The 25,714-nt window shown below is 31.8% G+C and carries 18 protein-coding genes and 1 pseudogene; 6 read left to right on the top strand and 13 right to left on the bottom strand.

Translation table 11 applies throughout. From position 1 onward, the window contains the following. Both Q0762_RS02140 and Q0762_RS02135 read right to left on the bottom strand, forming a co-directional pair. Nucleotides 1-6,374, bottom strand: a pseudogene (locus Q0762_RS02140) (hypothetical protein); the annotation flags it as partial. A 617-nt stretch (nucleotides 6,375-6,991) separates the two neighbouring features. After that, nucleotides 6,992-7,750 carry a TerB family tellurite resistance protein gene (locus Q0762_RS02135; RefSeq protein WP_298763156.1) on the bottom strand — a complete coding sequence of 253 codons (759 nt, stop codon included), beginning with the start codon at nucleotides 7,748-7,750 and terminating at the stop codon, nucleotides 6,992-6,994. A 401-nt stretch (nucleotides 7,751-8,151) separates the two neighbouring features. On the opposite strand from Q0762_RS02135, the gene Q0762_RS02130 reads away from it, so the two are divergent. The 3 genes from Q0762_RS02130 to Q0762_RS02120 all read left to right on the top strand — a co-directional run bounded on the left by Q0762_RS02130 (nucleotide 8,152) and on the right by Q0762_RS02120 (nucleotide 9,549). Further along, nucleotides 8,152-8,562, top strand: a complete 411-nt coding sequence (locus Q0762_RS02130; protein ID WP_298763155.1) for a BrxA/BrxB family bacilliredoxin — start codon at nucleotides 8,152-8,154, stop codon at nucleotides 8,560-8,562. Between the two features lie 91 nt (nucleotides 8,563-8,653). Continuing rightward, nucleotides 8,654-8,887: a hypothetical protein gene (locus Q0762_RS02125; RefSeq protein ID WP_298763153.1), complete on the top strand. Its 234-nt coding sequence runs from the start codon at nucleotides 8,654-8,656 to the stop codon at nucleotides 8,885-8,887. A gap of 2 nt (nucleotides 8,888-8,889) precedes the next feature. After that, the gene (locus tag Q0762_RS02120) at nucleotides 8,890-9,549 is read left to right on the top strand and encodes an HD domain-containing protein (protein WP_298763152.1); all 660 of its coding nucleotides are present in this window, start codon (nucleotides 8,890-8,892) and stop codon (nucleotides 9,547-9,549) included. 190 nt (nucleotides 9,550-9,739) lie between these two features. Here Q0762_RS02120 and Q0762_RS02115 read toward each other — a convergent pair whose 3' ends face one another. After that, nucleotides 9,740-10,609 carry an AraC family transcriptional regulator gene (locus tag Q0762_RS02115; RefSeq protein WP_298763150.1) on the bottom strand — a complete coding sequence of 290 codons (870 nt, stop codon included), beginning with the start codon at nucleotides 10,607-10,609 and terminating at the stop codon, nucleotides 9,740-9,742. 214 nt (nucleotides 10,610-10,823) lie between these two features. Between Q0762_RS02115 and Q0762_RS02110 the strand changes: the two genes are divergently transcribed. Both Q0762_RS02110 and Q0762_RS02105 read left to right on the top strand, forming a co-directional pair. Next, nucleotides 10,824-11,408 carry a hypothetical protein gene (locus Q0762_RS02110; RefSeq protein WP_298763148.1) on the top strand — a complete coding sequence of 195 codons (585 nt, stop codon included), beginning with the start codon at nucleotides 10,824-10,826 and terminating at the stop codon, nucleotides 11,406-11,408. Nucleotides 11,409-11,653: 245 nt separating this feature from the next. Next, nucleotides 11,654-12,238 (top strand): hypothetical protein, encoded by a 585-nt coding sequence (locus tag Q0762_RS02105; RefSeq protein ID WP_298763146.1) that lies wholly within the window; start codon nucleotides 11,654-11,656, stop codon nucleotides 12,236-12,238. An 83-nt stretch (nucleotides 12,239-12,321) separates the two neighbouring features. Here Q0762_RS02105 and Q0762_RS02100 read toward each other — a convergent pair whose 3' ends face one another. The 10 genes from Q0762_RS02100 to Q0762_RS02055 all read right to left on the bottom strand — a co-directional run bounded on the left by Q0762_RS02100 (nucleotide 12,322) and on the right by Q0762_RS02055 (nucleotide 24,117). After that, a complete protein-coding gene (locus Q0762_RS02100; RefSeq protein ID WP_298763169.1) occupies nucleotides 12,322-13,104 on the bottom strand; it encodes an enoyl-CoA hydratase-related protein in 783 nt (260 codons plus the stop codon). A gap of 146 nt (nucleotides 13,105-13,250) precedes the next feature. Beyond that, the gene (locus Q0762_RS02095; protein WP_298763144.1) at nucleotides 13,251-14,066 is read right to left on the bottom strand and encodes a DUF3800 domain-containing protein; all 816 of its coding nucleotides are present in this window, start codon (nucleotides 14,064-14,066) and stop codon (nucleotides 13,251-13,253) included. Between the two features lie 236 nt (nucleotides 14,067-14,302). Beyond that, nucleotides 14,303-15,712 (bottom strand): ATP-binding protein, encoded by a 1,410-nt coding sequence (locus Q0762_RS02090; RefSeq protein ID WP_298763168.1) that lies wholly within the window; start codon nucleotides 15,710-15,712, stop codon nucleotides 14,303-14,305. A gap of 354 nt (nucleotides 15,713-16,066) precedes the next feature. Next, the gene (locus tag Q0762_RS02085) at nucleotides 16,067-19,558 is read right to left on the bottom strand and encodes a class I tRNA ligase family protein (protein WP_298763142.1); all 3,492 of its coding nucleotides are present in this window, start codon (nucleotides 19,556-19,558) and stop codon (nucleotides 16,067-16,069) included. A gap of 128 nt (nucleotides 19,559-19,686) precedes the next feature. Further along, a complete protein-coding gene (locus tag Q0762_RS02080) occupies nucleotides 19,687-20,109 on the bottom strand; it encodes a hypothetical protein (RefSeq protein ID WP_298763140.1) in 423 nt (140 codons plus the stop codon). A 159-nt stretch (nucleotides 20,110-20,268) separates the two neighbouring features. Beyond that, complete coding sequence (locus Q0762_RS02075; protein ID WP_298763138.1) at nucleotides 20,269-20,805, bottom strand: DUF2911 domain-containing protein; 537 nt, start codon at nucleotides 20,803-20,805, stop codon at nucleotides 20,269-20,271. 92 nt (nucleotides 20,806-20,897) lie between these two features. Then, nucleotides 20,898-21,014 carry a FeoB-associated Cys-rich membrane protein gene (locus tag Q0762_RS02070; RefSeq protein WP_298763136.1) on the bottom strand — a complete coding sequence of 39 codons (117 nt, stop codon included), beginning with the start codon at nucleotides 21,012-21,014 and terminating at the stop codon, nucleotides 20,898-20,900. Beyond that, nucleotides 21,014-23,125 carry a ferrous iron transport protein B gene (feoB, locus tag Q0762_RS02065; RefSeq protein WP_298763134.1) on the bottom strand — a complete coding sequence of 704 codons (2,112 nt, stop codon included), beginning with the start codon at nucleotides 23,123-23,125 and terminating at the stop codon, nucleotides 21,014-21,016. The genes Q0762_RS02070 and feoB overlap by 1 nt, the downstream gene beginning before the upstream one ends. Beyond that, nucleotides 23,125-23,352 carry a FeoA family protein gene (locus tag Q0762_RS02060; RefSeq protein ID WP_298763132.1) on the bottom strand — a complete coding sequence of 76 codons (228 nt, stop codon included), beginning with the start codon at nucleotides 23,350-23,352 and terminating at the stop codon, nucleotides 23,125-23,127. Before Q0762_RS02060 ends, feoB begins: the two co-directional genes overlap by 1 nt. Before the next feature lie 84 nt (nucleotides 23,353-23,436). Next, a complete protein-coding gene (locus Q0762_RS02055; RefSeq protein WP_298763130.1) occupies nucleotides 23,437-24,117 on the bottom strand; it encodes an SCO family protein in 681 nt (226 codons plus the stop codon). Between the two features lie 172 nt (nucleotides 24,118-24,289). Here Q0762_RS02055 and rseP point away from each other — a divergent pair, with 172 nt between their 5' ends. Continuing rightward, complete coding sequence (gene rseP / locus Q0762_RS02050; RefSeq protein WP_298763129.1) at nucleotides 24,290-25,642, top strand: RIP metalloprotease RseP; 1,353 nt, start codon at nucleotides 24,290-24,292, stop codon at nucleotides 25,640-25,642. The last annotated feature ends 72 nt before the right edge of the window (nucleotides 25,643-25,714 follow it).

Here is a 25,714-nt window from a genome sequence, read left to right as displayed (position 1 = left end):
ACTTCTGTGCTATCTGGTGCTGGAACTACATCTAAAGTACCATTGGTCTGTAAGGTTACCATGGTACCATCACTTAACGTTACTGTTGAGCCTGGTGCAATTGGTGTTGCTAAATTACCATTATTAGGATCTATAATCTCTGTAATCATTAAATTCCCATTATCACCATCTGGATCTTCATCACCATTTAAAACACTAATGTTTAATGGCGTGTTGATTGTTGCACCCGTTACAGATTCATTATCTGCTGTTGGATTTAACTCTGGTACATTTCCTATATTGTCTGTTTCAGTATCTGCATCTTCATTGTTTGCTAAATTTGGATCTGGTTGATCTGCACTTACTGTTACTCCGTTTGTAAAGTTACCAGAATCGGCAACTTCTGCTGTAACCGTTATCACCACATCGCTTGCAGGAGATCCTGGAGCAATACTTGGTATTGTACAAGGGAATGATGAACATCCTCCTCCTGTAACTCCAGTAATTGTTAAATTTGTTGGAGTATCTGTAACCACCACATTTGTTGCTGTGCTTGGTCCAGCATTACTTACTGTAATATCGTAAGTAACAACACTTCCAATAGCGAAAGGTCCTGTTGTTGTTAATACTTTATTAACCGCTACATCAGCCGATTCTTCAACAGTTAAAGTAGCGCATCTTGTTTCTGTAAAACATAAATTGTCTGGATGTGTAATTACTACACAATATTCATTACCATCCATAGAAAGGTCTACTCCGTTAAGTGTTAAGGTGTTAGTCGTTTGACTAGCTATTGCATTAGTTGGATCTGTAGAATCGCCTAAATACCATTGATATTGTATGTTGCCATCTGCGTTACCTGAATTAGCACTATAATCTGGTGTGGTACTTGGTGCAAAACCAGAAAAAGATGTTGTATTCGTAGCAGTAACGGCTACCGTAAACGTTGCATCTGTACCACTATTCACCGTTTGGTCTGCTGGTGGAGTAGCTATTACTACTTCTGTAGCAACTGTTTCTGCATTATTAATGCTAGCTCCATTATAACCATCTGAAATGTCTCCACTACCTGTGGTAACTTGTCCGTTTGCATCTACCATTGTTGCTGTATCTCCTAAAATACCATCACCATCTGCATCGGCACCTCCTGATTCTATTGAGTCTGGACAACCATCGTTGTCTGAGTCTAAATCGAAAATATTTGGAACTCCATCTCTATCTGTATCTATTGGTGCACATACTCTTAAAATAATTAAATTACCCGGACTTGAAGAGGTTGAGAAAAGTGAAACAGACCTAGCGTACTCTTGTGAAATCCACCTTCCTACTTGGTATCTGTTAAGAGGACCATCAGACATTACCTTTTCAACAAAATAAGTACTACCCTGTTGAATTAAATCATAATTTGTATCATCAAAAACATTATTTGGATCATCAAAATCATATAATATCGTATCTTCAGATATGATTCCGTCTATAACACCTAAGTTACCTGGTAATACAGAGCCATGTTGTGCTTCTATTCTGACAGGAATTGTACCTGAAAATGTAAAAGTAGATTTATCTGCAATACCTCCATTACTTACTATAAACTCTGTACCATTATCATTAACAACAGCATTGGTAGCCGTTACAATAATACTCCCAGGAGGATATCCAAAATTAGCACTTACATCTGCTGTTCCATTATTGCCAGAAGACATAATTGGAAAACCAAAATCGCTAGGTCTAATTTTTGTAAAATTGTTAGTACAAATCCCTTCTTCTGTGTCTAAAATACCATCATTGTCATCATCGAGATCACAAATATTTGGTACACCATCGCCGTCATTATCGGCAGTATCATCACCACCTGGACAAATATCTGCACTGTCTAGTACGCCATCGCCATCGCTGTCAATATCTGTTAACTCAATAGTTAATGTTGCTTGCTCACAAACATCGTCTGCTGTGTTTGTTGCTGGCATATTGTTGGCATCAAATGTTGTGTCATTGTCAACATCATTACATACTTGATATACTATTGTAATAGGACCTAAAACTTCTCCAGGACCTGGTGTATAGGTTGCTTCGCCTGTATTTGGATCAAAAGTTACAGTACCCGTACCAGAGTTACTTACTGGAGTAATTATTGTATTTCCTAAGTTGTTAGGATCATTATTTGGTAAAAAATCGTCATTGTCTAATATATTGATTGTAACTGGCGTGTCTAAAGGCGTAGTTTCCATATCATCCATTGCACCTGATACACCTGGATCAGAATTGTTAGCTAATTCGTTACTATCTGGATTCCCATCATTATCATCATCATCATCACAAGTATCTGCAAGGGAATCACCATCTGCATTGGGCCCGACTGCAGTTACAGCTGCAACTTGTGGGTTTTGAGCTGTAGAATAGGATGCTGCTACTACTGTACCATTTGGATTGATAGCACCAGGCTCTCCCGCACCAAACTGTAAACCATCACCACCATCTGCATTAGCATCGTTATATGCCTCGTTTGCATCACTACAACCATCGCCATCACTATCGCCATTTAAAAAGTCAAAGGTATTATCACCTAAAGTATCAATAGGCGCTAAACCTGCACCTGCACTACTTGGAATACCTGTTACCGTATCTGTAAGTCCATCGGCTAAACCATCATTATTTGCATCTTGACCTCCTGCTTCTACTACATCGTATATACCATCGTTATCTGCATCTAAATCAAATTGATTAGGAATACCATCGTTATCTGAATCATTATCGTTAAGATCACAAGCTGAATTATTAAATATAGCAGCTCCTAATGCGTCTATACTAGCATCCGGTATATCAAATGTGTTATCTATAATATAGATACCTCCTCCTTGTTGTATTCCATCTGAATCTTGAGCAATACTATTAGCTTGAAATGCTGATATTGAAGCATTGTACAAACTAGATAAACGCTGATACTCCCCAAAGTCGTTTAATGCTTCTGGTGAATCAGCACCTCCCTCATCAACTAGAGCAGAAACAGCATTAATACCAATGGTAAAACTACGCTCCGCATCTGTAAATATAAAAAACCCCGAAGGATTAGCTAACTGACCTCCATCATCAAATATTCCATCGTCAATCATTTGATCTATAGATTCTGGTAAGTGATCAAAATTGAGATTTGTATTATTAGAAATCGCTATTGTTGGATTTGAAGTGTATCCTGAAACAATTGCAAAAGTATGACTCCCAAATCTCTGTGGCACATTGGGACTACCATATTGAACTACTGCAATTTCCACATTACCCCTAACTTCTAAATCATCTGCAAGTTTTTGCAAAGATATTGTTAGGCTAGCTCTTTCTGCATCACTTATTGAACCAGAATCGTCAATAATAAACACCAATCTTGTTACGCTTGTAGCGCTACATAATGTTTCTGCAGTATCTGGTATCCCATCATTGTCATCATCTAGATCACAAAAATCTGGGACACCATCATTATCATTATCTGCACTATCATCTCCACCTGGGCAAATATCTGCGCTGTCTAATACGCCATCGCCATCGCTGTCAATTTCACAGCCTAAATCATCTGTTGGGTCTGTAACTCCTGAAACTTGTGGATTTTGAGCTGTAGAGTAGGATGCTGCAATTACGGTACCGTTTGCATTTATTGGTGCAGGTTCTCCTGTACCAAATTGTAAGCCGTCGCCACCATCGGCATTAGCATCGTTATATGCCTCGTTTGCATCACTACAACCATCGCCATCACTATCGCCATTTAAAAAGTCAAAGGTATTATCACCTAAAGTATCAATAGGCGCTAAACCTGCACCTGCACTACTTGGAATACCTGTTACCGTATCTGTAAGTCCGTCGGCAAAACCATCATTATTTGTATCTTTACCACCAGCTTCTACTACGTCATAAATACCGTCGTTATCGGCATCTAGATCTCTAAAATCAGGCACTGTATCACCATCGGTATCCTGAGTTACACAATAATTAAAATTAGACAGTATAACCGTTGAAAGTCCCGAGTTATATATATTTCCATCACGTTTAACCTTTGAAACTCGTATTGTAAAAGCAGAAACTAAACCATTAATTCGAACATCTACTGAATTTATACTTAAATCGGCTGAACCCGCTGCATACGAAACATAAGAAGCCGAACTCGTATTGTTGTTTATAGCCTCTGATAGTACTAGGTTTGTATTAGCTGTAGGTGTGGGCGCACCGTCAAAGTTTTCACTGAAATTCTCATTATTTCTGGAATTAAAAAATTGTACAGGCGCATTAGTACCTGGCGCCGCAGCAGAGGTAACGGTAATTATATCTCCGCCATCAACACCTAGGAGTGTAAACTGAGGAGTCCCAACAATATCGGTAAACGCGTATTCAAAAATAGCCGCTTCTCCATCAAGAAAATCTGTTCTAAAACCCTGCATACGTATCGTTTCTGAAGATACATTTGGATCATTTGCCTGAAAACCGCCTACTTGCGCAGGTTGGTTGTTTAAAGAAGCATCATTAGAAGGATCATCTTCGGCAGTTGCTGTAATATTAACCGACACCCCACTAAAAGGGTAAACATTATTAATTGTAGCAGTACCACCAGCCATAACTGGCTGATTAGCTGTTGTTGCTCCAACCGCTAAATTTGGTGAAACATCTAAACTACATATAAATCTTTCTTGAGTATCGGTAATACCATCATTATCATCATCATCATCACAACCATCTGCAACACCATCATTATCAAAATCTAAAGAATCATCGAAACCAGGACACTGATCTAAACTATCTACTATGCCATCACCATCTGAATCTCGCTCTACTACATTTAATGTTCCTGAATCTGTTAACTCTATACAGATATTAGCCGGAATCATTGCCCCCGAGTTTAGACCCGGCATGGTAATTTCTACCGAGTAATTCAACCCATCTAATCCTGTAACATCTGAAATACTTAGACGAGAGGTATTGAAATTAGAATAGACACCGCCGTCTGTTGTGTTATCTATTATAACGCCGTTTCTAAACCATTGATACGCCAAACCTTCATTAGCATTGAAAGCATCTGAATACACAGGATCACCGTTAGCATCAAAAGTTGTGGTTTGATCTGCTTGTACCACCACTATTAAGGCTGCAGCATCTCCTTGCTGAGCTGTAACATCAGCTATATTTTTCGAAATACTTGCGCGCGAAGCAGTTACTACCGCATTATTAGTACCAGGATATGTTGCTGCAGAACCAAATACTGTACCGTCTTGATTTATTTCAGCTTCAGAAAGCAATAATGGATCTCCCATTCCAAACTGTCCGCCATCACCACCATCAGCGTTAGGATTTTCATAAGCTTCATTTGCATCAGAACAACCATCATTATCAGAGTCTGTGTCTAAATAATCTAAAGCCCCATCATTGTCAGTATCCACAGGATCTAAACCTGCTAAAGTTGCAGAACTAGGAAAACCATTGGTAGCTGTATTGTTAGCATTATTATCATCATCATCTGCTATACCATCATTATTACTATCTATACCACCTGCTTCTACAACATCATAAATCCCATCATTATCCGCATCTAAATCGAATTGATTTGAAATTCCATCGGCATCAGGGAAATCACAAAATAGAGGTTGCAAACTTATGTCATCCAATAAGTAATCGTTACCACCCACATTTGGCCCTCTTTTAACAAAAACATCTACAGTTATAAAATTATCTGAACCTGAATTCACAAAAAAGTTATCGAATTCCCAGGCACCGAAACCAAGACCTGCCTCACCATCTAATATTATAAATTGACTACCGTTTACTCTTAATTCAATTTGACCTTCCAAAGTGCTATCAACTATGCTAGGGTCACCAGCAAAATCTGTTCTAGCCCAAATCATGTTAGCAAAACTAAATTCAAAATCTTGATTTGGCTGAGCAGGAAGCGTTAAACTAACTACTTGCAAAAAATCTTCGGCACCGTTATCTGAAGGGCCTGCCTGAATACCTATTATAGAACCACCCGTACCTAAACCTGTAGTAAAATCTGTGATTGTATTTTGATTTGCATCTACCTGAAAGCAAGGATTATCTGCACCACCAATTGCATAAACTGGAGCTGCATCAAACCAAATACCTTGGCTACAATTTTCTGACCTCGTAAAAGGAGGTGGCAAAGTAAATGAAGCATTATCAAAGACAAGACCACAAGGAGCTACCTCTACTGAATCTGGAATACCATCATTGTCATCGTCTAGATCATCGATATTATTAATACCGTCACCATCACAATCACCAGTTGCTGAGGTGTCTCCACACTGTGCATAACCTGCAGTTGTCATAGCAATTAAAAACAACATGAACAATAGGAAACCTTTAAAGGTTTGTTGGTTTGTTTTGTTTGAAGTAATTTTTGTCATAATCATCAATTATTTTACTATACTATTGTTTTCTTCTAATTTTCTAAATTTGTAGATTAGCCGTTAGCGCTACGTTGTTCTAAAAATTTAAAAAATTATTTTAAATATATTGTGTGCACTTTAAAGTGCTGTATTTAATGTTGTATTAAGTTAAAGACCCTAAATTGTAAAAAAGTCACTAGAAATAATTGACTTTCTTTATTTTTTTTAATTTATTGCACAAAACAAACTGTAACTTTCACATACAAATTGTAAAGTTGTCTTAATTTAATAAAGGGTAAATGGGTAATTGTTAAATGAAGCATATTGGGGAATTTAGTTCTTTAACAAATTTAGAAAAGTTTTTAACATATTCCAAAAAAAAAGTTAAATTTTATTAAACTGAAAATTAGTTACTTAGGTTTTTTTTAGCATAGACAATGTCTTTGACACCCCAATTAAAGAAGAATTAACCTAGTATAATTGTTAATAACTAAGTTTACTAATTTGTAAGTTTTTATAAAAAGCTTGTAAGTTTTACCATTTTTAGAAAATTATGGAAGGTTTAAATTAAATTATAACGAACAACACATTTTTTTTGTTTGCGTTACAATTGTTGCACAATTATTTGAAGAAAACTAAAAGTTACGTTCGTTTTTAATTTTCTCATAAGCTTCTTGTACACTTTGAAATTTTTCTTTGGCACCTTTAATATGCGCTTCTCCTAAATTTTGCACCCTGTCTGGATGGTATTTTTTTACCATTTTTCTGTAAGCTGCCTTAATTTGGTTATTTGTAGCCGCTTTTGTAATTTCTAGAATTTTGTACGCATTTTCAGCCTCATTATAAAACATGGCTTTTATAGAGTTGTAATCGCTATTATTTATATATAAATACCCTGCAATTTTTCTAATTTCTTCTACTTCTTTATGAGACACCAATTGGTCTGCCTTTGCAATACCAAATAAAAAATGCAGCAATTGCAAACGCGCTGCATGAGACATGTGTTCTCTTATTTGCATACAAACTTGACGCGAAGAGATATTTTGTTTAACCACACCTTTAAATAATTTAAAGGCATTGTTGGCTCTTTCTTTACCATACATTCTTAAAAATTGAGCACGTACAAAATCTAATTCTTTTTGATCTATTTTACCGTCTGCTTTTATTACAATAGAGGCTAAAACCAATAGACTCATTTCAAAATCGCCAGATTGTGTTTGTGCACTTTGTTTTTCTTTGCTTGTTTTTTGTTGATATTCGCCTTGCTCTAAAACCAGATCTTTTTCTGAAAAACCGTCTACAAAACTACCTATTGCAAAACCTATTGCTGCACCAATTGGGCCACCTAACGTAAAACCCAAGCCTGCTCCTATCCATTTTGTAAATTTGCCCATAATTGATTTTTGTTGCCGTAAATTTACCAAATTACTTATAAAGTATTATTTTTTTATGGGGTTAGATTGTACATAATTTCGATTTTTTTTTCTTTTTTTTGAAAAAATGCTGAAAACTGTTTTGTAGCCAAAAGTTTGCTCTTGCATGAAGGATTGTAGCATTTGTTTGAGCTCTTATTTGAGGTACGAAAATAAAGCGAGTGCGAAAAGCCTGACGATTGCTATAGAAAAGTGCAGTGTAACGAAACTTTTTTATAGCAATGGGCATGCCCAAATTATTATAAATCAACAACAATAATTCCCTATAAATTTTGTTGATATTTCTATTGAAAACAGCGTTTATATTAAGGTTGAATTTTGCAAAACAAATACTTATCTTTGTTACATAAAATTATATAATTATGTATCCAGAAGAATTAGTAAAACCAATGAGAGACCAGTTAATTGATGCTGGTTTTGAAGCATTATATACCGGTGAAGATGTAGAAAAGGCAATGGCAAAAAAAGGAACAACTTTAGTGGTTGTAAACTCTGTTTGTGGTTGTGCTGCAGGTACTGCAAGACCAGGAGCAATTGCTTCTTTAGGCGCTGCTAAAACACCAGACAATTTAACTACGGTTTTTGCAGGTGTAGAGAAAGAATCTGTACAAAAAGCGCGTGAATTTATGATTCCTTTTCCGCCGTCTTCGCCAGCAATGGCTTTGTTTAAAGATGGTAATTTAGTGCACATGCTAGAAAGACATCATATAGAAGGACGCTCTGCACAAATGATTGCAGAAAATTTGGCACAGGCTTATGACGAATATTGTTAAGCTATTCTAAAGCTTTTTGAAGAAAGAGAACTTTGAAAAACCACATGAAAAAAAAATCGTGTGGTTTTTTTAATTTTACTAAAAAACACCTATGGCTTTTACCAATTATACCAAAGAAGAACTTTTAAAGAAATTAAAAACACAGCAAAAAATGTTCTTTTTTAAGATTGTTGTGGTTTTTTTATTAATTTTAGTGAGTGCTTACCAAACCTATATAGAAGGGTTTTCTTTTAACACTTTGTTACCTTTACTTTTTATTCCTATGAGTATTTATATGTACATGGAACTGAAAAAAATACAAAAAGAATTGGCCTCTAGAAAATAATTATGAATAAAGAAATTGTTATTAAAAATACGATAGCCTTTGTAAAAAAAGAGTTGCAAAATGCAGAAGGTGGGCATGATTGGTTTCACGTAGAACGCGTTTTTAAAAACGCTATTTTAATTTCTAAAGATGAAAAAACCGATGTTTTTGTGGTTTCTTTAGCCGCGCTTTTGCATGATATTGCCGACCCAAAATTTAACAACGGTAACGAAAAAATTGGTCCGGAAAAAGCAACAAATTTTTTAATTGCACAAAATGTACCTAAAAAAACGGGTGTACATGTTGTAAATATTATGAAACACATTTCTTTTAAAAATACGTTTGATACTACTGCCAAAACCTTTAATTCTAAAGAGTTAGCAGTAGTGCAAGATGCAGATAGATTGGATGCTATTGGGGCAATAGGTATTGCACGATGTTTTAATTATGGTGGTTTTAAAAATAGAGCGTTGTATGATCCTGAGATTTTACCCAACTTAAATATGACGAAAGAGGCGTATAAAAATTCTACGGCTCCTACCATAAATCATTTTTATGAGAAATTGCTGCTTTTAAAAGAACATATGAATACAGCTACTGGAAAACGTATTGCTGAAAAACGACATGCGTTTATGGAAATTTATTTGGAACAATTCTATAATGAATGGAATGGACTGCAATAAGTTTTAACTATACATAAATTTATTACATAGTTTTTGCTAATAAAAAAAGGCTTTAAAATTCTATATTTAAAGCCTTTTTATTTTTAAGTAACCCAATTGCATGTTTGTTTAAAAAAATAATCTTAAACCTGTATAAAAATGCGTATTTTAAATTTTGAGTCGGTTTTTTACCCTTTTTGAAGAAAATGTGCTATTGAATTAAGTTCAACATTTCGCTTCTGTATTTAGAAGCTGATTTTCCTGTAAACTCTTTAAACAATTTATTAAAATGAGAAAAATTATTAAAACCACACTCAAAAGCAATGTCTGCAATACTCATATTGCTTTCTGATAATAATTTTGTTGCATGCACCACACGATACTCATTTACCAATTTTGTAAATGTTTTTGACGTGGTTTTTTTGAAAAATCTACAAAATGCAGGCACTGTCATACTTACCAAATCGGCTACTTCTTCTAAAGGAATGCTTCTGGTAAAATTCTCGTTAATGTGTTTGAATATAACATCTATTTTTTTGTTGTCTTGTGGCTGGGTTTCAAAAGCAAAACCATTTGCATTTAAAATGGTATAATCGTCTGTTTCTGCCAATTCTTTTAGTATGTTTAAAAACGCAATAATTCTTTCAGCACCTTCTAAACCCGCTAAATTTTCTATTTTTGCACCAATTCTTTTTTTAATTTCTATATTAAAACGAATGCCTTTTTTTGCTCTTTCAAATAATTGATTGATTGCCTGCATTTCTGGAATACTAAAGAAATCTGCTCCTAAAAAATCTGGCTTAAATTGTATTAAGGTTTCTGAACCATTAGTTGTTAAACGATCTACAAAACCCATGTGTGGCAAGTTAGAACCAATTAAAACCAACTGACTGTTGTTAAAATAACCAATATGGTTACCTATATGCCTTTTTCCTTTCCCTTTATTAACGTATACAATTTCTATTTCTGGATGAAAATGCCAAAATGCCTTATTCTTCTTTAAAAACTGTACGTGCTGTTTAACTAACAAAGAACTACCAAAACTTGGTGTTATTTTTTCTAATGTTGGTTTTGTTTTCATAACCTATTTATATATGTGCAAAATTACAACACAAAAATGAAATAACGCTTATAAAATTAACATTATTGTATTCTAAATTAACTTAACATTCAATTAACCTTAATTTAATAGATAATTTAGTGTATATATTTGCTAATTTAAATGTTTTCAGGGATCTATAAACGCCATAAATTTGTAGTGTTAAACATCATGAACAATGATAAAAACAAAAATTATGAAAGCAATAGTAAAAAAACTAGTAGTAGTAGCTTTAATGTTTGGAACATTAATTACTAACGGAAACAACAACGCAAAAGAAAACAATACTTCTAAAGTAAGTAATGTAATTGTAGAATTTACTGCCGCAAAAAAAGGACAAGTCTTATCTATAAGAAATTTAGAAGGTACTTCTGTATATAGTGCACAAATTGAAAAAAATGGTGCATTTTCTAAAACATTTGATTTATCTCATTTAGCAGAAGGAAACTATACAACAGAATTGGAAAAAGAATTTGAAATTATTGTAAAATCTTTTTCTATAAGCAAAGGTTTGGTAACTTTTGAAGACAATGTAGAAAAAGTTTTTAAACCAATTATTAGAACAGAAAACAACTTGGTTTTAATCTCTAAAATAGCTTTTAATAAAGAACCGTTAAAAGTAAATTTATATTATGGAGATGAAATGATTTATAAAGAAACTGTTACAGATGCTAAAAGTATTTTAAACAGAGTTTACAGAGTATCTGAGCAAGAAAAAGGTGCTTATACAGTTGTTATAAAATCTAACAACAGGTCTTTTACCAAAAACTTTAACCTTTAAGATTTAGTTAATTGATGCATTAAATTACTGCTATAATTTAATGGTAAAGCGAGCCTTTTAAGGCTCGCTTTTTTTTAGTTATTTATTTTTTAAAATTACCTATAAACTATACATAATTAACCCTTTAATTAACCTTAATATTATTTTTGATAAAATATAGTATATAAAGTGGCTAATTTTGTTGTTTTACAAAGTTTAATTCTACCATATCTTTGTAGTGTTATTAATCATATAAATGAAAAAAAATGAAGACAACAATTAAAACACTATTAGTTATGGCTACACTGTTTGGTAGCTTACTAAGCAACGCAAACGAGTTGGCAAACAATTTAAAAGGTTTGGCTGCCGAAAAAGTTAAAGTTACTTTTAACGACGTACAAAAAGGAAATACTTTATTTATAAAAAATATAGCAGGTGCTGTAGTCTATAAACAACAAATTAAAACTTCTGGAGCTTATACTAAAACTTTTGATTTATCTAAATTAGAAGAAGGAACATATAGCACAGAATTGGATAAAGATTTTGAAATTATTATAAAGGAATTTACAGTTGCCGACGGTAAAGTAAATTTTACAGCTCAAAAAACTGTTTTTAAGCCCGTTTTAAGAACTAAAGATAATTTAATTTTATTTTCTCAAATATCGTTTTCTAAAAAACCAACTAAAATCATAGTGTATTATGAAGATGAAATGATTTACAGTGAAACAATTGATAAAACAACACACAACATTGTAAATAGAACTTTAAAATTAGAAGAAGATATTAAAGGCGCTTATAAAGTAGTTGTAAAAAATTCTGGAAAATCTTATTTGAAAGAATTTATACTTTAATCCTTTAGTTTTATATTTTATGTTTTGTTAGAAACGAGTCTTCAAAGACTCGTTTTTTTTGCATAAGAAAGTAATGATAACAACTAATTTCCAGGAAAATTTGGTTTTCTTTTTTCTAAAAACGCGGTAGTACCTTCCTTAAAATCTGCGGTAGCAAAACAACTACCAAAACTATCTATTTCTGTTTTAAAGCCAGTAATAGGTTCTTTATAACCTGCATTAATAGCAACAATTGCAGCACTAATAGCCACCGAAGAATTGCGCATTATTTTACCCGCTAGTTTTTCTGCCAAAGGTAATAAAGCCTCTAATTCTACTACATAATTTACCAAACCTAGTTGTTTTGCTTCTTCTGCAGAAATCATAGCAGCTGTCATAATCATTTCCATAGCTTTACCTTTACCTACCAATTGTGGCAAGCGTTGTGTACCACCATAACCTGGTATAACACCTAAAGAAACTTCTGGCAAGCCCATTTTTGCGTTTTCTGAAGCAATTCTAAAATGGCAAGCCATTGCCAATTCTAAACCACCACCTAATGCAAAGCCATTTACAGCAGCAATAACTGGTGTGTCTAAATTTTCTACAAAATCAAATAAAATTTCTTGTCCTACTTTTGCTAAACTTGCACCTTCTTGTTCTGTAAAATGGGCAAATTCAGAAATATCTGCACCTGCTACAAAGGCTTTTTCTCCACTTCCTGTTAAAATAATAACTTTAATACTTTGGTCTGTTTCTAAAGTATCAAATGCAGTGTGTAACTCTTGTATTGTTGCTTTATTTAGAGCGTTTAATTTTTTTGGTCTGTTAATGGTAATTTGTGCTAAACTATCTTTTTTTGTTACTTGTATGTTTTGATAATTCATGGTTGTTTTGGTTTTAATCATATACATTTCCTATAAACTGATAATATTCATTTTTATATATCCATATATATTTCTTATATTTGTATCTATTAGTCTGCGGAACACGAAAGTCGACTCCACGTCGTTATTTTAAATTTAATTTAAAATTAGTGTTTTAGTGGGCTTATTTTATTTTTAGATGTTAGTGGATTTTTTCTGTTATCATAATAATTTTTCCAACCTTCATATTTATTACTATCATATAAATCAACTACTAATACTACTTGATCTTTAATATAATTATAATATCTGATTTCTCCTCTTTCAAAAACACGTTGAATTGTCCAACAAAAATAATCTACCAAATTTAATAACGGATCTTTAGTTGGATAATTTACATTGAAAACTATTTCAGTTTTTGATTCTTTATCCTTATTAACCCTGGAAAATCTTTGCTTGGCTTTTAAAAAAGCTAATTCTAAATTATGATTTTTAGTGCTTTTACCTCGTTCTGAAATATGCATAACCAATTTGTCATGCTTTGTTAATTTATTTTTAAGTAAATGAGATAATAAATCTGCATAAAAATATTCTTCTTTACCTTTATGTTTTGTTTCATAACGCTCAATATCTTTTCTTCCTACAACAGCTTCAAAACTACAATTTATGGTTTTCATTAAATCGAACATTTCTTTTCTAACTTCTGGTAAATCATCTGTAGCATGCAAATAGTATCCTGTTTTTTTAATTTTCTTTAGAACACTGGGAACATGATAAAATTCATCACCAATTATTTTGTTTTGAAGCTCATTTATTTTATCTCTTACCTCATCTAATGGATCCTTAATTTTTATCATTCCAAGGATAAACGCTTTTGAAACTCCATTTTCTCCAATAATATTTCTCTTTCCTTTACCGTAGAAAGTAGTATCACCAGCTTCATCTAAAAACCTATGAAAATCCATTAATTTCTTCTTTCTCATTATTTATTTTTTTAGAACACTTAAGAAATATTTAGTCGCATTTAAAATTGCATTTTTAAATTCAATTGTCAAGAATAAGAATTAAAAAATTAGATTTTATAAAATGATTTGTGTTTTATAGCATTGTATCTTTTAGATTAAAAAAAAGGAACAAGAAACTATACTTTGATAATAGATTTTATTTTTTACTTATCAATACTAAAGATCTTAGTTTAAAAAACAATTTTGATAAACACCTATTTTTTTGGTAAAACAACCGTAAAAACGGTACCTTCTCCTTCTTTAGATACAAAAGAAATAGTACCATCGTAAGCCTCTATGATGTTTTTAATCATACCTAAACCTAAACCCATTCCACTTGATTTTGTGGTAAATTTTGGTTCAAAAATTAGCTCTTTTACATTATCTGCAATTCCTTTTCCGTTATCTGTAACCTCTAATTTTAAATTATTTTTCTCAGAAAAAACAAATACATTTATGAGTGGGTTTTCTTCCTTATCTGTTGCTTGAATTGCGTTTTTAACCAAATTGGTAACAATTCTAATTAATTGGGTTTTGTCTAAAAAGGCATACAATTCTTTTTCTTTGGGTTGATAAGCTATAGATTTTTCATTAAAAATGTCTAAGGCAAATTTTACCACACTTATCACCTCTATTTCTTCTTTTTTTTGTGATGGCATTTTGGCAAAATCAGAAAAAGCAGATGCAATAGAGCTCATTACATCTATTTGCTGAATTAAAGTTTGGCTATATTCTGCTAATTTTTCTTTAATATTATTATCTTCAGGATTAAATTTTCTTTGAAAACTTTGTACAGTTAAACGCATTGGAGTTAGTGGGTTTTTAATTTCATGAGCCACCTGTTTTGCCATTTCTCTCCATGCTTGTTCCCGTTCGCTTTTTGCTAATTTTGCTGCACTTTCTTCCAATTGATCTATCATGCTATTGTAAGCATCTACCAAAACTTCTATTTCTGAGCTTGCTGTATCTAAAATAATTTTTTCATTACGTTCATTTAAACGCGTTTGCTGCATTTTATCTGAAATGGTTTTTATAGAACGTGTAATGTAACTGGATAAGAAATAAGCAAATGCAATGGCAATTAAAAACATTACCAAATACACTAAACTTAATCTAGAAATAAACTCTCTTAATTCATGCTCAATCTCTGAATTATCTTGTGTAAACTGCAATTCTAAAATACCAATTCGCTTAAATTTTGAATCGTTTATATAGGTGTAAGAAGTTTGGTAACTGGTACCTTCTACTTCTTTATTTTTTAAAATTCTATGGTTAGAGTTTTGTGCCAACTCTTTTACAATTTCTTGCGTAAGTGGTTGTACATCAATTTTTTCGAAAGCAGCAGCAATAGAAGATTTTAAAAGTTTACCTTTTAAATTATATATGGCAATATTTAATTTATTAATAGACGATATTTCATAAATACGCTCTTTAAAAATCTTTTCTAAATTTTCTGTTTTTACCGCGTAAGTGGTTTTATTACTTAACTCTAAATCTATGATTTGTTTGGTAATGGCTTCTTTACGTTCAAAACGCTGAATGTTATAGTCTTTTGTTTGCTCATCATACTGGTATACTGTAACCACCAAAATTAATATAGAGGCCAATAAAACCAAAAAAAGCATCGATAAAAAGATACGGATTCGTAAAGAAATATTTTTAACTTTAAACAAAATGGTTTTGTATTTTTAATGATAAATTTCATGGAAAGATACCAAAATAAAAAAGCCATTACAAATACTGTAATGACTTTTGGTTTACTTTTAACGTAAAAACTCTTTTGTAAATAAGGCAGACTTAAATATAAAGTAGCTTTAATAACTTAATATAATTGCAACTTTAGCAAGAATAAAATCTAATAATTAGTATTATTTATAGATTTAGTTTTTTAAATGGATAGATTTTACCGCAAAAACGAAATTACATTTTCAAAAAACATTTTCTGCACAAACAAGCTAATACCAAAAGCACACTGTGTACTAACCTACTATATTTACTATTTTTCCAGGTACAATAATTACTTTTTTAGGTGTTCTGCCCTCTAATTGTGCTACTGTTTTTTCATGTGCCATTACTGTTTTTTCTATTTCTTCTTTAGATAAATCTAAAGGAAGTTCTAAAGTAAAACGCATTTTTCCGTTGAAAGAAATCGGATAATTTTTAGCACTTTCTACCAAATGTTTTGCTTCAAAAACAGGAAAATCTACAGTAGCAATAGATGTTTTATGACCTAATAACCTCCACAATTCTTCTGTAATATGTGGTGCATAAGGCGATAATAAAACTAGCAAAGGTTCTAAAATTTCGCGTTTATTACACTTTAAAGCTGTTAATTCATTTACAGCAATCATAAATGTAGAAACAGAAGTATTAAAAGAGAAGTTTTCTATATCTTCTTCTACCTTTTTTATGGTTTTATGTAAAATTTTTAACTCATCTTTTGTAGCTTTTTCTTCAGAAACTTCAAACTTTTCTCCTTTAAAATACAACTTCCATAATTTCTTTAAGAAAGAAGAAACTCCAGAAATACCAGAGGTTTTCCAAGGTTTTGTTTGTTCTAAAGGCCCTAAAAACATTTCAAAAAGACGCAAAGCATCTGCACCATATTCTGCAACAATATCATCTGGATTAACCACATTGTATTTAGATTTCGACATTTTTTCTACTTCTCTAGAAACTTTAAAAACATTTTCTACTAAATCTTCTGCTATAAAAATTGCATCTTTATATTCTTTATTTATGGGATGATTTTTAAAACCTTCTACATCTAACTCATCAGAAGCATTTACCAAAGAAACATCTGCATGTAATGGTGTTTTCGTAATCATTACCAAATCTGCAAAATTAGGATTCAGTAATTTTTTATCTAACAAATAATTTTTTACGACCGTTTCAAACTCATCATCATTAGAAAATAAACTTTTTGAAACAAATACTGTGGGTATGTTTTCAATAACGTCGTCATTAGATTTGTCTATTGCACAACCATTTTTAACAAAAATAGTAGCTTTAAACACAAATGCAGAAGTTCCTAAAATCATTCCTTGGTTAATCAACTTTTTTGCAAATTCATCAACAGGTACAATTCCTTTGTCAAACAAGAATTTTTGCCAAAAACGCGCGTATAATAAGTGTCCTGTTGCGTGTTCTGATCCACCAATGTATAAATCTACATTTTGCCAGTAATCTAACGCTTCTTTGCTTGCAAATTCTTCAGAATTTTTAGCATCCATATATCTGTTAAAATACCAAGAACTGCCTGCCCACCCTGGCATTGTGTTTAGTTCTAAAGGATAGACCGTTTTGTTTTTTAGCTTCTCATTAGCAACTACTTTTTTAGCACGAGAATCCCAAGCCCATTCTGTTGCGTTTCCTAAAGGTGGTTTACCGTCTTCTGTTGGTAGGTATTTTTCTACTTCTGGCAACACAATTGGTAAATGTTTTGCAGCTATCATTTGTGGCATTCCGTCTTTGTAATACACAGGAAAAGGTTCTCCCCAGTAACGCTGTCTGCTAAAAACAGCGTCTCTTAATCTGTAGTTTATTTTTCCATAGCCAAAACCTCTTTTTTCCATTTCAAAAATGGCAAGTTTTAGTGCTTTTTTATATTTTAAACCTGATAAAAAATCTGAATTTGCAATTACAGTTCCTTCTTTATCTGTGTGTGCCTGTTCAGAAATATCTACACCTTCAAAAATATTAGGAATTGGAATACCAAAGTGTTTTGCAAATGCATAATCACGCTCGTCTCCACAAGGAACGGCCATAACTGCGCCTGTTCCATAACCTGCTAAAACGTAATCTCCAATCCAAATTTGTATTTTTTCACCAGAAAAAGGATGAATTGCATAAGCGCCCGTAAAAGCACCAGAAATGGTTTTTACATCTGCCATTCTATCGCGCTCAGAACGTTTTGCAGTTGCTTTTATATAGGCTTCAACTTCTGCTTTTTGTGCGTCTGTTGTTATTTTTGAAACCAACTCGTGTTCTGGAGCTAATGTCATAAACGAAACTCCATAAATTGTATCTGGTCTTGTTGTGAAAACCTGAATCCTATCTCTGACTTTCTTTCCAGAGGAAAGAGACACTGTTGGAGCTGACTCTTTGTTGCTTATGTTTATATTATTTTCTTTTTCTTGACTTTTTTTGATTTTCTCTTCTAATTTTTGAAGATTGTAAAATTGATTATTTAACTCTTTTTCAATTTTAAGAATTACTTCATCAATATTACCAATTACCTCTTCATTAGTAAAACGAATTACTTTAAAACCAGATTTTTGCTCTAATTCTAAAGTTCTAGCTTCGTCTTTTTCTAGTTGATAGTCGTGAATTCTTCCATCAACTTCTATTATTAATTTACGTGTTAAACAAACAAAATCTACTATATAATCATTGATTAAATGTTGTTGTCTAAACTTTAACTTGGTTTTTTTACCTTTTAACTGTTTCCATAAAATAGCTTCTGCTGGTGTAGGGTTTGCTCTCATTTCTTTTGCTTTTTCTAGCAATAAATAAGAATTTGTTCCACCAGTCATATAACCAGGCGTTTTCGATTCCGTATTTGCTCCCTTTCCTTCGGAAAGGGTTGGGGATAGGATTTCGAAACTAACCATTGCACCTTGACTTCTACCAATCCAATTGGTTTGTGAATCTTTTAGCGGTTGTGGCCAATCAATTTTTTCTAAACCGTCTAATAAACGTTGTGCATAAGCAGAAATTCGCATAGACCATTGTGTCATTTTTTTACGAATTACTGGATGACTTCCTCTTTCTGAAACTCCGTTTACAATCTCATCATTTGCTAAAACGGTTCCTAAAGCAGGACACCAATTTACTTCTGTATCTGACAAAAATGTTAAACGGTATTGTAGTAAAATTTCTTCTTTTTCTTTGGTTGAAAACGCCTTCCATTCTTCCGAAGAAAATGTTTTTACAGCATCATCACAAACAGCATTTACAGTTGCATTACCATTTTTTATAAAGATTTTTTCTAAGCTAGAAATATCTTCTGCTTTGTCTGTGTCTTTATTGTACCACGAATTAAAAAGTTGAATAAAAATCCATTGTGTCCATTTATAATATTCTGGATTAGAAGTTCTCACTTCTCTACTCCAATCAAAAGAAAAACCAATTTGATCTAATTGTCTTCTGTAAGTTTTTATGTTTTCTTCTGTAGTTTTTGCTGGGTGTTGGCCAGTTTGTATGGCATATTGTTCTGCAGGCAAACCAAAAGAATCATAACCTTGAGGGTGCAAAACGTTAAAGCCTTTATGACGTTTGTAACGTGCATAAATATCACTAGCAATATAACCTAAAGGATGCCCAACGTGTAAGCCTGCACCAGAAGGATAAGGAAACATATCTAACACATAATATTTGGGTTTATCTGAAGTTTCTTCGGCTTTAAAAGTTTGATTTTCTGCCCAAAATTTTTGCCAATTTTTTTCTATTTCTTGATGGTTATATTGCATCTCTTACATCTTATTTAGTGGGCAAATTTACGTTTATTCTTTGTAAGCAAAAAACAGATTTCTCTTAAATTAAAAAGAGCTTTCTAACTACATAGAAAGCTCTTTTTTTATAGGATAAAAATGTAAGATTACAAACAATTTTTATAATTAGAATTTCTTTTGTAAAGTGTTGTATTTAATGCTCCATCTTTATAAAATTCTACTATGGTATTATCACAAGAAAACTTTACTTGGTAAGTAACTATATTGCCAAAATTAAAATCTAAAGTTATGCCGTCTCCAGAAATTGTATACGCTTCTGTACCTGGTATTGCTTGATCTTGAAAAACATTATCTACACCATAATACGTTAAACGTTCTCCATTTACAAATGCATACATTACCCGATCTTCAAAGTCTTTTAAAAGCCATTCTCCATTTTCTAAGACTTCTATTTTGCTTGCTGTAGCTAGTTCTAAATCTAAATTTTCTTTAGTACTGCTGCAACTGGTAAAAACAATGCTAGCTATAAGTATAAGGTTTAAAAAAGTTCTTTTAAAATTTGGTTTCATGTGCTTCATTTTTAAAGTTTTAATTAAGTTTTACACAAATAAACTGTAAATTAATACTTTACACGAGATATTTATTGCTAAAAGCGAAAAAAAAGCTTTGAAGCCGAAAAAAGCCACAAACAAAGTTTGTGGCTTTTTTAATAGTTATATAATTTAAACTTATTTTACAGTTATTGGCACAGATACAACGGTGTGCTCCCAACCCATTTTTAAGGTCATGTTTTTATCAAACATCATAGAAAAAGCTTCAATAGAATCTTCTACTTTACTTACTGCTCCATTAACTCTTACTACATCTTGGTCTTGCTTATAAAAGTAAGAACCCCAATAATTTAATTGATTACTTAAAATGATTGTCCAATCTCCTTCTGTGGGAATTGTGTATAAAGAATAGGTGCCTTTTTTTACTTTTTTACCACCAAAAATTACATCTTTATAGAATGTAATTACTGCAGATTCGTTTGCACCAGTTCTCCAAACTTTATCATTTGGTGCTAATTTTGCTAAAGATCTACCCTTTAAAGATGGTCTACTATACACTACTTTTACTACTTTATCTGAGTTTCTCCAATTGGTTGGAAAAGCTGCAGCATCCATAGGACTTACATCTAATTTTGGGAACTTTTGTGCAAAGGTGTTTGTACTTGTAATTATTGCAATTGCAAAAATTGCAATTGTAAGCATAGATTTTTTCATGGTTATATTTGTTTTTGTAACGTTAAACTTCACAGGAAGTCTGCCAAAAATAAATATCATTACAAAAAACTTTGCTAATTTTATATTAAATTTTAATGGCAATTACAATCTGTACTACAACCCGTTTTTTTCTTGGAAGGAAGAATGTATTTTTTCAGCAGAAAAAAAACAGCCACCAATACTAATATATATACTATAATCTGTTGCATTAACTTAATATTTGATAGGTTATTAAAGCAGACATATAAGCCAAAACACCCATTCCAAATAACTGAATTAAAGGCCATTTCCAACTTTTAGTTTCTCTTTTTACTATGGCTAAAGTTGCCATGCATTGCATTGCAAAAGCATAAAAAACTAATAAAGACATTCCTACAGGAAAGGTAAACATACTTTTACCTGTATCTGGATTAATTTCTGAACGCATGCGCTCTTTAATGGTAGCTGTATCTTCATCATCTGCACTTACACTATATATGGTTGCCAAGGTTCCTACAAATACTTCTCTTGCAGCAAAAGATGTAATTAAGGCAATACCTATTTTCCAATCATAACCCAAAGGTTTTATAGCAGGTTCTATAGATTTACCCATAATACCAATATAAGAGTTCTCTAATTTTGCAGCTGCAATTTTTTGTTCTAGTTCATTGGCTTGTAACTTATTATTTATATTACTTTCTATAGTATGTTTTTCTGCGTTTTTATAGGATTCTGGTCCGTTAGAAGCTAAAAACCACAACACAATAGAAAGGGCTAAGATTATTTTACCTGCTCCAATTACAAAAGCTTTCGTTTTTTCTAAAACATCAAAAAATACATTTTTAAAAGAAGGTATTTTGTAGTTTGGCATTTCTATTACAAAAAAGGATTTGGTACTTATTTTTAATGTTTTTTGTAACATATATGCTGCAATTATTGCGCTTAAAAAACCTAATGCATATAAACTTAACAATACCAAACCTTGTAAATTTAAAAACCCAAAAAGTTTAGTTTCTGGAATAATTAGTGCAATTAAAATGGCGTAAACAGGTAATCTTGCAGAACAAGTTGTAAAAGGTACTACTAAAATGGTAATTAAACGCTCTTTCCAGTTTGTGATAGTTCTTGTTGCCATTATTGCAGGTATTGCACAAGCAGTTCCAGAAATTAAAGGAATTACACTTTTACCATTCATACCAAAACGACGCATAATTTTATCCATTAAAAAAACAACCCTACTCATGTAACCCGTTTCTTCTAATAAGGCAATAAACAGAAATAAGATTACAATTTGAGGTATAAAAATTAATACACCGCCAATTCCTGGTATAATACCTTCTACTATTAAATCTGCTAATACACCTTTTGGTAGATTGGCTCTAGCAAAATCTGACAATTTTGCAAAACTACCATCTATAAAATCCATTGGCATACTTGCCCAATCAAAAATAGATTGAAAAATTACAAGAAGAATTAGAAAGAAAATTACGTATCCAAAAATTTTATGCGTAAATATTTTATCTAATTTACTCCTTAAATCTGTAGCCTTAGATTTGTCTACTAAATAGGTTTTCTTTAAAATTTTATTTATTTCTTGATATCTAAAAATCGTTTCTTTATGTTGGTATTTTTTTAGTTTGGTAACATCTTTTTTAAATGCTAATAATTTGTTTTTTTCTTCTTCTGTAATGGTAGCTGGGTAGTTGCCTTGGGTAACCATTAACCATAATTCGTACAAAGAATAATTGGCACTAATTTCTTTTAATCTAGAAAAATAATCTGGATCTATCTTAGAGTCTATTCCACAAAGTGGCGATGCTTTTGCTGCAACATGACAGCGAATAATAGCTTCTTTTACGTCTAAAATACCATCGTTTTTACGAGCACTTATTAAAATAACCTCTGTATTTAACTCTTCTTTTAAGAGAGAAACATCTATAGAAATTCCTTTTTTGGCCATTTGATCTACCATATTTATGGCCAATACTGTGGGTATTTCTAAATCTTTAATTTGAGAAAATAAAAGTAAATTTCGTTTTAAATTTTCTACATCTGCAACCACCAAAATTACATCTGGTGTTTCTTTAATATCTTTTTTAAGTAGTGTTTTTAATACAATACTTTCATCTAAAGAAGTGGGATTTATGCTATAAGTACCTGGTAAATCTGTAATAACAGCATTTTGTGTAGCAGATAATTTAGAAGTGCCTTGTTTTTTATCTACAGTAACTCCAGGATAATTTCCTACTTTTTGATTTAAACCTGTAAGTTGATTAAAAAGTGATGTTTTACCCGTGTTGGGATTACCTACTAAAGCAACTTTTATATCGTTTTTAGACATTAATTTGCTTTTAATATTTTTATTTGTGCTGCAGTTTCTTTACGTATTGCCAAATGACTTCCGTTAACACAGATATACAAAGGGTCTTTTAAAGGCGCAATTTGTACCAAAGCTACCTCTGCTCCTGGCAAACAACCCATTTCTAATAATTTAAGTGGAATAACATCTAAAGAATCTTCAGAAATGTAACCTACTTCTCCTTTAAGTAATGTTGCAATTGTATTCAATATAAATAGGATAAAAAATTATTACTAGCGCAATAATTAAAGTTATTGAACAAAGATATGCATTTAGAATGATTCTAAACAACTTTATTTGTTCGCATACTCATCTTTTAACAAAACGATATCTTCTTTTAATTTTTCCATTTCTAATTGATCTGTGCCATCATAATAGCCACGAATACGTCTATCCTTATCTACCAAAACAAATTGTTCTGTATGTATAAAATCATCTTCACCACCATCTCCTTGATCTAAAACTGCAAAATAACTTTTTCTTGCCAACTCATAAATATGCTTTTTTGGCCCTGTTGTTACATTCCATTTACCATCTATTACACCTTTATTTATGGCATATTCTTTTAAAACGGGTACACTGTCCATAACTGGTGTTACAGAATGTGATAGAAACATTATGTCTTTATCATTTTTGTAATATTCTTGCAGTTCACTCATATTAAAAGCCATGGCAATGCAAATAGTTTTGCAACGGGTAAAGAAAAAATCTGCTACATAAATTTTGTTTTCGTAATTTTTGTTGGTAATAAAATTTCCATTTTGATTGGTTAGTTTAAAATCTGCAATTGTGTGGTCTTTTGTAATATGCTTTATAGAAAAATCTACCAATTGCGGATTTACATCTGCAGGATTATAAATTTTCAATTTTTTATCTACTTTTAAAAGGTGATAAAAAACAGGAATAGCCAAAGCAGAAAATACGCCCAAAAAAATAAGCGTAGGTATCGATTTTTTAAAAAATTTAACTTCCATATCACCAAAATTATATTGCAAAAATACGACTTAAAATCGCCCTAAAAAAGAAAGGAAAAGCCAAGCAATCTAAATTCTTTGTTAAAATAAAAAGGCAACTTCTAATAGTTCTTTTACAACTCTCTTTAAAAACGTACATTTGTTCGATTTTTAAATTATGATTTAATACCGAATGGAAATATTAATAAAAGCATCTCAATTTATTTTAAGTTTATCTTTACTAATTGTTTTGCACGAACTGGGGCACTTTATTCCTGCAAAATTATTTAAAACCAAAGTAGAAAAGTTTTACTTATTCTTTGATTATAAATTTTCTATCTTTAAGAAAAAAGTAGGAGAAACCGTTTATGGTATTGGCTGGATTCCTTTAGGTGGCTATGTAAAAATAGCGGGTATGATAGATGAAAGTATGGACAAGGAACAAATGGCATTGCCACCAAAACCTTGGGAATTTAGATCTAAACCTGCGTGGCAACGTTTAATCATAATGCTAGGTGGTGTTTTTGTGAATTTTGTATTGGGTATTTTTATCTACATTATGTTAATGTGGTCTTATGGCGAAGAATTTTTACCAAACGAAAGTGTAAATGCTAAAGATGGTATTTGGGTAGAAAATGCTTTGGCAGAAAATTTAGGTTTACAAACAGGAGATAAAATTTTAACAGTAGATGGGCAAGCAGTAGATAAGTTTGCAGGCTTAACTTTAGAATTTATAAATGGAAACAACTACCAAATTGAAAGAAATGGGCAAATTTTAGACAAAGAAATCCCAGAAGATTTTATTTCTCAGTTAATGGATAGAGGTAAAAATGCGGGTCCTTTAATTTACCCACGTTACCCTTTTACCATTTCTAGCATTTCAGAAGATTCTCCTAATGTTGGTTCAGATTTAAAACCTAAAGACATTATAACGGCTATAAATGGTAATACCATAAAATATTTTGACCAAGCTGAATCTATTTTACAAAATCTTAAAAATAAAAAAGTTACCGTTTCTGTAAAAAGAGGTAACGAAACAAAACAAGTAAATTTAGAAGTTACAGAAGAAGGTAAATTTGGTGTTGGTTTGGCTATTTTACCTGGTAAAGATTTAGAAAAATTAGGTTATTATGATTTAGCAGATATCAAATATTCTTTCTCTGAAGCAATACCTGCTGGATGGAACAAATCTTGGAAAACATTAACAGATTACGTAAAACAACTTAAAAAAATATTTAACCCAAGTACTGGTGCTTACAAAGGTTTGGGTGGTTTTATTTCTATTGGTAGTATTTTTCCTGATGAGTTTAGTGCACAGTCTTTTTGGACAATTACCGCATTTTTATCTATCATGTTAGGTTTTATGAATCTTTTACCAATACCTGCTTTAGATGGTGGGCATGTTGTATTTACCCTTTGGGAAATGATTACTGGTAAAAAACCTGGAGATAAATTTTTAGAATACGCACAAATAGTTGGTTTTGTATTATTACTTACATTGCTGATTTTTGCTAACGGAAATGATATTTTTAGATTGTTTAAGTAATTTAAACTGTCTAACTTAAAAAAGCCTCACAAATAAGATTGTGAGGCTTTTTTTTATTTTTGAACTTATTTT

Origin of the sequence: uncultured Polaribacter sp., from assembly GCF_947495205.1 — a bacterium.
Taxonomy (GTDB): domain Bacteria; phylum Bacteroidota; class Bacteroidia; order Flavobacteriales; family Flavobacteriaceae; genus Polaribacter.
The sequence above is the reverse complement of the archived record's forward strand: the minus strand, read 5'-3'. Positions and strand labels throughout refer to the sequence as shown.

Bases quoted from the DNA above. Each gene is read 5' to 3' on its own strand.
- Q0762_RS02135 (WP_298763156.1), bottom strand. From the start codon at position 7,750: ATGGGCAAATTTACAAAATGGATAGGAGCAGGCTTGGGTTTTACGTTA.
- Q0762_RS02130 (WP_298763155.1), top strand. From the start codon at position 8,152: ATGTATCCAGAAGAATTAGTAAAACCAATGAGAGACCAGTTAATTGAT.
- Q0762_RS02125 (WP_298763153.1), top strand. From the start codon at position 8,654: ATGGCTTTTACCAATTATACCAAAGAAGAACTTTTAAAGAAATTAAAA.
- Q0762_RS02120 (WP_298763152.1), top strand. From the start codon at position 8,890: ATGAATAAAGAAATTGTTATTAAAAATACGATAGCCTTTGTAAAAAAA.
- Q0762_RS02115 (WP_298763150.1), bottom strand. From the start codon at position 10,609: ATGAAAACAAAACCAACATTAGAAAAAATAACACCAAGTTTTGGTAGT.
- Q0762_RS02110 (WP_298763148.1), top strand. From the start codon at position 10,824: ATGAAAGCAATAGTAAAAAAACTAGTAGTAGTAGCTTTAATGTTTGGA.
- Q0762_RS02105 (WP_298763146.1), top strand. From the start codon at position 11,654: ATGAAGACAACAATTAAAACACTATTAGTTATGGCTACACTGTTTGGT.
- Q0762_RS02100 (WP_298763169.1), bottom strand. From the start codon at position 13,104: ATGAATTATCAAAACATACAAGTAACAAAAAAAGATAGTTTAGCACAA.
- Q0762_RS02095 (WP_298763144.1), bottom strand. From the start codon at position 14,066: ATGAGAAAGAAGAAATTAATGGATTTTCATAGGTTTTTAGATGAAGCT.
- Q0762_RS02090 (WP_298763168.1), bottom strand. From the start codon at position 15,712: ATGCTTTTTTTGGTTTTATTGGCCTCTATATTAATTTTGGTGGTTACA.
- Q0762_RS02085 (WP_298763142.1), bottom strand. From the start codon at position 19,558: ATGCAATATAACCATCAAGAAATAGAAAAAAATTGGCAAAAATTTTGG.
- Q0762_RS02080 (WP_298763140.1), bottom strand. From the start codon at position 20,109: ATGAAACCAAATTTTAAAAGAACTTTTTTAAACCTTATACTTATAGCT.
- Q0762_RS02075 (WP_298763138.1), bottom strand. From the start codon at position 20,805: ATGAAAAAATCTATGCTTACAATTGCAATTTTTGCAATTGCAATAATT.
- Q0762_RS02070 (WP_298763136.1), bottom strand. From the start codon at position 21,014: ATGCAACAGATTATAGTATATATATTAGTATTGGTGGCTGTTTTTTTT.
- feoB (WP_298763134.1), bottom strand. From the start codon at position 23,125: ATGTCTAAAAACGATATAAAAGTTGCTTTAGTAGGTAATCCCAACACG.
- Q0762_RS02055 (WP_298763130.1), bottom strand. From the start codon at position 24,117: ATGGAAGTTAAATTTTTTAAAAAATCGATACCTACGCTTATTTTTTTG.
- rseP (WP_298763129.1), top strand. From the start codon at position 24,290: ATGGAAATATTAATAAAAGCATCTCAATTTATTTTAAGTTTATCTTTA.